Origin of the sequence: Amycolatopsis sp. NPDC001319 (genome assembly GCF_042896185.1) — a bacterium.
In the GTDB taxonomy this organism is placed as follows: domain Bacteria; phylum Actinomycetota; class Actinomycetes; order Mycobacteriales; family Pseudonocardiaceae; genus Amycolatopsis.
In genome coordinates, this window is record NZ_JBIAWY010000007.1 from 480,268 (window position 1) to 488,263 (window position 7,996).

Consider the following 7,996-nt stretch of genomic DNA (forward strand, 5'->3'; position numbering starts at 1 on the left):
TGAGACGTTACCACGGAGTGTCGCATCGGTGAGACATCTGGCAAAGTGTCTCGCCAAGAGACCGCGAACGAAGAGGTGGCGAAACCAAGATGCGTGCTGTGCAGGTGACCGAGTTCGGTGGGCCCGAGGTGCTCAACCTCGTCGAGCTGCCGGAGCCCGAGGCCGGGGCCGACGAGATCCTGATCGACGTGGACCGGATCGGGGTCAACTACGCGGATACGCATCAGGCGGAGAACTCGTACCTCGCGCCGAGCAAGTTGCCGCTGGTGCCCGGTGGTGAGGTGGTCGGGAAGACCGCCGCGGGTCAGCGCAAGGTCGCGCTCATCAACAGCGGCGGGTACGCGGAGAAGGCCGTCGCGAACAGCCTCATGGCGTTCGACGTGCCCGAGGGTGTCGATGATCTGCACGCCCTCTCGATGCTGGTGCAGGGGACGACGGCCTGGGTGCTGCTCAAGAAGAACGCGCACCTCGAAGCCGGCGAGTCCGTGGTGGTCCACGCGGCGGCCGGTGGGGTCGGGACGATCGCGGTGCAGCTCGCCAAGGCGTGGGGCGCCGGGCGAGTGATCGCGACGGCGAGCAGTGAAGAGAAGCGGAACCTCGCGACGGAACTCGGCGCCGACGCGACGGTCGACTCGAACGCCGAGAACATGACCGAAGCGCTCGTCGAGGCCAACGGTGGCAAGCGCATCGACGTCATCCTCGACATGGTGGGTGGCGCGACGACCGACCAGAGCATCGCGGCGCTGGCGCCGTTCGGGCGGTTGGCGTTCTACGGCATGGCGAGCCGGAAGCAGCCGAAGGCTCTTGAGCTCAGGAATCTGCTCGGGCACAGCACCACGGTCACCGGCATGTGGCTGCCGCACGTCTTCCGCCTGCCGGGCAACGTGTTCGGCACTGCCCTGAACGACCTCTTCGCCCTGATCCAGGACGGCAAGCTCCGCGCCATCGCCGGCGGCGAGTACGCGCTCCAGGACGCCCGGAAAGCCCACGAAGCCCTGCGTTCCCGTGGCACAGTCGGCAAGCTGCTGCTCGACCCTCGCAAGTAGCGAGACAACGCTCGGCCGGGAAACCTACCCCGGTCGGGCGGGTCAGCACGAGCGATCGGGTCGCCGCGAAGCCGACAAGGCGAAAGGCGGCGCGAAGGCTGAGCTGAACCGCAGGCGTCCGTGTGGCGCGAAGGCTGAGCTGAACCGCAGGCGTCCGTGTGGCGCGAAGGCTGAGCTGAACCGCAGGCGTCCATGCGGCGCAAAAGCTGACCTAAACAGGTGTGGCCAGGAGTGTCTCCAGAGGGGCGGCCTTGTGGAGACACTCCTGCCACTCCGCTGCGCTGTCCGAATCCGCCGTGATGCCGCCGCCGACGCCCAGGGCGATCCGGCCCGAGGAGATCTCGAAGGTGCGGATCGCGACGTTCAGCTCCAGGCCCGCCACCGGCGACAACAACCCGACCGCGCCCGTGTAAACGCCGCGCGGCACCGGTTCCAGGGTGGCGATCTCCGACAACGCCCGGATCTTCGGCGCCCCCGTGACCGAGCCTGGGGGGAAAGTCGCGGCCAGCAACGCAGAGTCCGAAACGCCGGATGGCAACACGCCCTCCACCGTGGACGCCAGGTGCCACACCCCCGGCGCCGGTGACACGGTCAGCAAGGACGGCACCACCACGCTCCCGACCGCGCACACCCGCCCCAGGTCGTTGCGTACGAGGTCGGTGATCATCACGTTCTCGGCGACGTCCTTGGCTGATTGCCGCAGCAGCAGAGCATTCCCGTCGTCAGCAGGGCCCCGGCGCGGCAGAGTCCCCTTGATCGGCACCGAAGAAACCCGGCGACCCCGGCGCGACAAAAACAGTTCCGGCGACAGCGAAACCACGGAACCCCAAGCACCGCCAACAAAAGCAGCCCTCGTCGGCGACAACCGCCGCACGCCCTCCGAGAACAGTGCCGCGGCGGAACCCGAAAAAGACCCCGTGAACCGCGTGCAGATGTTCGCCTGAAAAAGCTCGCCCGCCTCAATCGCGGCAACGCACGACTTCACCGCCTGCTCGTGCGAAGCAACAGAAGGGCGCTCCAACACCGAAGCCGTCCACGTCAACGAAGAATAAGAGGACAGCGCCTCCTCCACAGTGGACAACAGTGGCCTCGGGTCATCCGCCAGTGACTCGAACCAGCAGTCACCCAAAGAATCCCACCGCAGCACGTGATCGGCCCACCCCCAAGCGGACCGAGGCACCCCGGAAGAACGCCCAGAGGGATCAGCCGAGTCGTACGACAGATACCCGAACCACCCGCCTCCGACGCACTCCTCAGGTGCGTCAAACGAGAAACCAGAAGGAAACGGCCCAGCGGACACCGACACAAACGGCGCCACCACCGCCGACGACCCGAACCACGACCCGCACAGCGCCGCCGGCCCTGGCCGCCCCTGCGCCGCAGCGAAAGCCGACAGCAACACCACGGCCCGTGAAGGTGTCACGTCCGTCGAAAGCCGCTGCCGCCAGAACCGCATGCGCACATCTTGCCAAGTGGCCCCGACAAGAAAATCAGAGCAACACGTCTGACATCGTGAATGGATAGACCACAGCGTCCTGCGCCACCGGTCCCGCGACCCCGGGCAACCCGGAGAACGCGTGCTGGTGCAACCCCAGCCGCGCGTGGAACCAGCCGGGCCGGCCGGGAATGCCGTTGTGCCGCACCAGCCACAGCACCACGTCGGGGTCGGCCCAGCGGTCGGGGTGCAGGCGATGGGCCCAGCAGTCGTGGGCGGCATACACGAGCACGCGCCGGATCCGGGCCGCGTGGCGCACGTGCTTGATCCACGACTTCACGAACCGGTCGTCGACACTCTGAGCGTCCACCTCGAGAGCGGGCGCCAACGACCCCGGCGCAAACGCACCCAGCTTGCTGGCCGTCCGCACGAAATGGTCGGCCTGGTCGTGCACGGCGCCCGGCCGCGCGAAGTGCCGGGCGCCGGTGTGCAGACCAGCGTGCTGAGCCGACGTGAGCATCCGTTCCGCGCCGGGGTCGCGCCAGTTCACGTTCTCGCTGATCGTCACCGACGCGAAGCGGACGTCGGCGGCACGCACCGCCGTCCAGTCGAGCACCTGCTCGCGATGGGTGAGCGTGAGCCCACGCTCGCTCTCCGGTTCGGTCACGCCAGCCCCACGTCCGGTGAAGTGAAAGGCCACCCTACGTCGGCAAACGAGCAGCGGCACAAATCGAACCCCGGCGTGTCCGACGTCCGATCAGGCGTTTTCCCGCTGGAACGTGCGCGTGCCCCACCAGATCGCGAGCACCGCCATCACGAGCACCACCACGCTGCCGGTGAACAGCGCGTCCATGGAGTAGTCGCCGCGGAAGCTGTTGCGCTCGACATCCACCACGTGCCGGAACGGGTTGATCTGCGAAATCGTGTACAGCCACTTCGGCGCCAGGCCGGCCGTGATCGGGATGAGGATCCCGGACAGCAGGAGCAGCGGCATGAGCACCGCGTTCAGCAGCGCGGGGAACGACTCCTCGCTCTTCAACGTGAGCGCCAGCGCGTATGAACACGAAGCCAGCGTCAGCGCCAGCAGGAACACGATCAGCAGGCTCAGCAGCACCCCGCCGACCGGCGCGTCCAGGTCGAACACCAGGTACGCCAGCACGATGATCAGCACCGACTGCACCACCGCCTGCAACGCGTTGGCCAGCACCTTCCCGAGCAGCAGCGCCGCGCGGCTCACCGGTGTGACGCGCAGCCGTTCGACCACGCCGGAGCGGTAATCGGCCAGCAGCGAGAACCCGACGAACGAGCTGCCGAACAGCGCCAGCTGCGCGATGAGCGCGGGGGTGAGCACCATCCAGCCGTCGACGTCGGACAGGCCCTGCGCGTTGAGCGTCTTCACCAGCAGGGGCCCGAAGAAGAACAGGTACAGCAGCGGCTGCATGATCCCGATCAGCAGCCACGCGGGATTGCGCAGCGCCGCCGTCATGTCGCGGCGGAAGATCAGCCAGACGTCAAGCAACACCGGACACCTCCGGGGAACTCGGCTGCTCGGCGTCACGCAGGGTGCGGCCGGTCAGGGTGAGGAACACGTCGTCGAGCGTCGGGCGCGTGACCTGCATGGACTCCATCACGATGCCCTTCGCGTCGAGCGCGCGCAGCAGCTCCGGCATGGCCGTGTCGCCGCGCGGCACGCGGAAGCGGATCGACCCGCCGGCCACGTCGAACTCGTGCGCGCCCGTGAGCTGCCGGGCGACATCCGCGGCGTCCGTGGCGACCGACGGGTCGACGCCGATCACCACGCCGTCGCCGGAAACCCGGGACTTCAACGAGTCGGGCGTGCCCTCGGCGACGATCCGGCCGTCGTCGATCACGATCAGCCGGTCGGCCAGCGCGTCGGCCTCGTCGAGGTAGTGCGTGGTCAGGAAGATCGTCACGCCGTGCTCCGCGCGCAGGCGCCGGATGTGGTCCCACAGGTTCGCGCGGCTCTGCGGGTCGAGCCCGGTCGAGGGCTCGTCGAGGAACACCAGACCCGGGTTGTGCACGAGCCCGAGCACGATGTCGAGCCGCCGCCGCTGACCCCCGGACAGCGTTTTCGTGAGCCGCTGGTCCAGCCCCGCGAGGTCGAGCTGCTCGCTCAGCACCGCGCCGCGCGCGATCGCGTCGGCCTTCGACATGCCGTAGAGCCGGCCCTGCAGCTCGATCTCCTCGGCGACGCGCACCTCCGGCGACGCGCCCCCGCCCTGCGCGACGTAGCCGATGTTGCGCCGGACCCCCAGCGGATCGGCGAGCAGGTCGTGCCCGCCGACGGTCGCCGTCCCGGCCGATGGCTTCAGCAGCGTGGTGAGCATGCGCAGGGTCGTCGTCTTGCCCGCCCCGTTCGGGCCCAGGAACCCCACCAGCTCGCCGGCCTCCACATCGAGGTCGACCCCCTTGACGGCGTGGACTTCGCCCCCGCCCCGGCCCTTGCGGCGGAACCGCCGCTCGAGACCGCGTGCCGTGATCATGAAGAACCCTCTCCTCCCAGAGATCAACTAGTCAAAGTTGACTAATCGACGAGCACACTGTGCCCGAGCCGGTTGCGCTAGTCAAATTTGATTACTCGGCGGGCTTGCGGAACAACGGTTCGGCGTCGTCGGCCATCACGTACTCGCCCTTCTCGAGGCGTTCGATCAGCTGCTCCAGCCACGTGTGGCTCGCGCCCGAGATGCCGGCCCACAGCCGGAACAGCTCCACGACGTGCGGCGGCTGGCCCCAATCGGCCTGATCGTCGAGCATCAGCCGCGCCCGCCGCTCCTCGCCTTCGAGGTGCACGAGCCGCTGCCGCAGCAGGCTGATCGCGTGCTGGCGGGGCAGCGCGGGCATGAGCCCGATGCCCGCCGACATCTCCGGATGACCCACCTCGGGGTCGGACAACGCGCGGGTCAGCAGCAGCTGGAACTCCTGCTCGCCGTCGTCGGTCAGCCGGTAGGCGACGCGGTCGGGCCCCGAGTCGCCCGGCTCGACGTCCACCTTCTCCAGCAGGTTCTCGGCCGTCATCTTCTTCAGCGCGTGGTAGATCGAGCCCGGCTGGACGTTCGCCCACTTCTCCGCCGACCACGTGAGCAGCTCCCGGCGCACCTGGTAGCCGTGCGCCCGGCCGAACATGCGCACCACGCCGAGCACGAGCAGACGCGTCGCCGACACCGCGTTCTCCCTTCGCGTACCGCCCAACAATGCCTTGGACGGTTTCCGTAGGCTAAACAGGTATGAGCACCTCTGTGTTGACAGCGGTGGCCTGGCCCTACGCCAACGGCCCCCGCCACATCGGCCACGTATCCGGATTCGGCGTCCCGTCCGACGTCTTCTCCCGCTACCAGCGAATGGCCGGCAACCGGGTGCTCATGGTGTCCGGTACCGACGAACACGGCACGCCGATCACCGTCCAGGCCGACAACGAGGGCCTCACCCCGCAGCAGACCGCCGACAAGTACACCCGCCAGATCGACGAGGACCTGCGCGGCCTCGGCCTGTCCTACGACCTGTTCACCCGCACCTCCACCGGCAACCACGCCGAGGTCACGCAGCAGATCTTCCTCGCGCTCAACCGCAACGGCTACGTGGTCCCCAAGACCACGCGCGGCGCGATCAGCCCGTCGAGCGGGCGCACGCTGCCCGACCGCTACGTCGAGGGCACCTGCCCGATCTGCGGTTACGAGTTCGCGCGCGGCGACCAGTGCGACAACTGCGGCAACCAGCTCGACGCCGCCGAGCTCATCAACCCGCACTCGCGCATCAACGGCGAGACGCCGAAGTTCGTGGAGACCGAGCACTACTTCCTCGACCTGCCTGCGTTCACCAAGACGCTCGGCGACTGGCTGTCGACGAAGAACGACTGGCGCCCGAACGTCCTCAACTTCACCAAGAACCTCATCGACGACATGCGCCCGCGCCCGATCACGCGCGACCTCGACTGGGGCGTGAAGATCCCGCTCGACGGCTGGCGCGACCAGTCGATGAAGCGCTTCTACGTGTGGTTCGACGCGGTGATCGGCTACTTCTCCGCCAGCGTCGAGTGGGCCCGCCGCTCCGGCAACCCCGACGCGTGGCAGGAGTGGTGGAACAACGCCGACGCGCGCTCCTATTACTTCATGGGCAAGGACAACATCACCTTCCACGCCCAGATCTGGCCGGCGCTGCTGCTCGGCCACAACGGCGAGGGCGACCACGGCGGCCAGCCGGGCAAGTACGGCAAGCTGCACCTGCCCGACGAGATCGTGTCCAGCGAGTTCCTCACCATGAGCGGCTCGAAGTTCTCCACCTCGCGCGGCACCGTCATCTACGTGCACGACTTCCTGCGCGAATTCGGCCCCGACGCGCTGCGCTACTTCATCTCCGTGGCGGGCCCGGAGACGCAGGACACCGACTTCACGTGGGACGAGTTCGTCCGCCGCACGAACTTCGAGCTCGCCAACGAGTGGGGCAACCTCGTGAACCGCTCGATCTCGATGGCGCACAAGAACGTCGGCGCGATCCCGCGTCCGGACGCCCCCACGGCGGCCGACGAGGAGCTGAAGACGCTGTCGCGCAAGGCGTTCGACGTCGCCGGTGCCCACCTGGCCCGCTCGCGCTTCAAGGCGGCGGCGTCCGAGGCCATGCGTGTGGTCACGGCGGCGAACCGGTACCTGTCGGACCAGGAGCCGTGGAAGCTCAAGGACGACCCCGCGCGCCGTGACAGCGTGCTGCACACGGCGTTGCAGGTGGTCAGCGACGCGAACACGCTGCTCACGCCGTTCCTGCCGCACTCGGCGCAGAAGGTGCACGAGGCGCTGGGCGGCACGGGCGTGTGGGCCGCGCAGCCGGAGCTGCAGGAGGTCGAGGACCTCGACATCCCGGGCCGGATCAACCCGATCCTGACCGGCGACTACGCGGGCGAGCAGGCCAAGTGGGAGTCGCAGCCGATCGAGGTCGGCCGTCCGCTGCAGAAGCCGACGCCGCTGTTCACCAAGCTCGACCCGGGCCTCGGCGAGACCGGCCCCGACTGGGCGCCGATCGTCAAGTGACCCCCATGCGGCGTTCGGTGCGCCGGCCGCACCGAACGCCGCATGGGGTGCGTTGAGCGCACCGAACGCCACATTGAGGTTTTCTCAGTAGGGCGAGGTGGGGGTGCGTGTTGCCGTGAGGTGAGGCGTGGGGCCGCTGGTAGGACTGGATTTGCGAAGATCGAATCCTAAAATTCCAGAGGCCCCACGTGATCACCCATGGTGCCACGCTCGACGTGGCACGCGAGCTGGCCCTCTATGTCGGCACAGTGCTGCGCGCCGAGCGACACCGGCGAGGCACCCGCCGCGGCGCACGTGCGTTGACCCCCTACCGGCAGGCACTGCTGGTGCTGCGCTGGTTCCGCGATGCCACCCCGGTCCATCGACTCGCTACCGACCACCAGGTCAGCCTCGCCACCGCCTACCGCTACCTGCACGAAGCCATCACCGCTCTCGCCGCCCTCGCCCCCGACCTGCACCAAGCCCTGCAGCAACGC

The 7,996-nt window shown here is 68.4% G+C and carries 7 protein-coding genes and 1 pseudogene; 3 read left to right on the forward strand and 5 right to left on the reverse strand.

Annotated features, from left to right (window positions below):
- Positions 1-89: 89 nt before the first annotated feature.
- Positions 90-1,046, forward strand: coding sequence for a zinc-binding dehydrogenase (locus ACFY1H_RS28780; RefSeq protein WP_366584605.1), 957 nt, complete (start codon positions 90-92; stop codon positions 1,044-1,046).
- 211 nt (positions 1,047-1,257) lie between these two features.
- Here ACFY1H_RS28780 and ACFY1H_RS28785 read toward each other — a convergent pair whose 3' ends face one another.
- The 5 genes from ACFY1H_RS28785 to ACFY1H_RS28805 all read right to left on the reverse strand — a co-directional run bounded on the left by ACFY1H_RS28785 (position 1,258) and on the right by ACFY1H_RS28805 (position 5,664).
- A complete protein-coding gene (locus ACFY1H_RS28785; RefSeq protein WP_366584603.1) occupies positions 1,258-2,502 on the reverse strand; it encodes an aminodeoxychorismate synthase component I in 1,245 nt (414 codons plus the stop codon).
- Positions 2,503-2,536: 34 nt separating this feature from the next.
- A complete protein-coding gene (locus ACFY1H_RS28790; RefSeq protein ID WP_386951358.1) occupies positions 2,537-3,148 on the reverse strand; it encodes a glycoside hydrolase family 25 protein in 612 nt (203 codons plus the stop codon).
- A gap of 90 nt (positions 3,149-3,238) precedes the next feature.
- On the reverse strand, positions 3,239-4,003 hold the full coding sequence (locus ACFY1H_RS28795; protein ID WP_386951361.1) for an ABC transporter permease: 765 nt from the start codon (positions 4,001-4,003) through the stop codon (positions 3,239-3,241).
- Positions 3,993-4,985, reverse strand: a complete 993-nt coding sequence (locus tag ACFY1H_RS28800) for an ATP-binding cassette domain-containing protein (protein WP_386951363.1) — start codon at positions 4,983-4,985, stop codon at positions 3,993-3,995. Before ACFY1H_RS28800 ends, ACFY1H_RS28795 begins: the two co-directional genes overlap by 11 nt.
- A gap of 91 nt (positions 4,986-5,076) precedes the next feature.
- Entirely contained in the window at positions 5,077-5,664 is a 588-nt protein-coding gene (locus ACFY1H_RS28805) for a PadR family transcriptional regulator (RefSeq protein WP_386951365.1), read from the reverse strand.
- Between the two features lie 62 nt (positions 5,665-5,726).
- Here ACFY1H_RS28805 and metG point away from each other — a divergent pair, with 62 nt between their 5' ends.
- Both metG and ACFY1H_RS28815 read left to right on the forward strand, forming a co-directional pair.
- Entirely contained in the window at positions 5,727-7,520 is a 1,794-nt protein-coding gene (gene metG / locus ACFY1H_RS28810) for a methionine--tRNA ligase (RefSeq protein ID WP_386951368.1), read from the forward strand.
- A gap of 215 nt (positions 7,521-7,735) precedes the next feature.
- A pseudogene (locus ACFY1H_RS28815) lies at positions 7,736-7,996 on the forward strand (IS5/IS1182 family transposase); the annotation flags it as partial.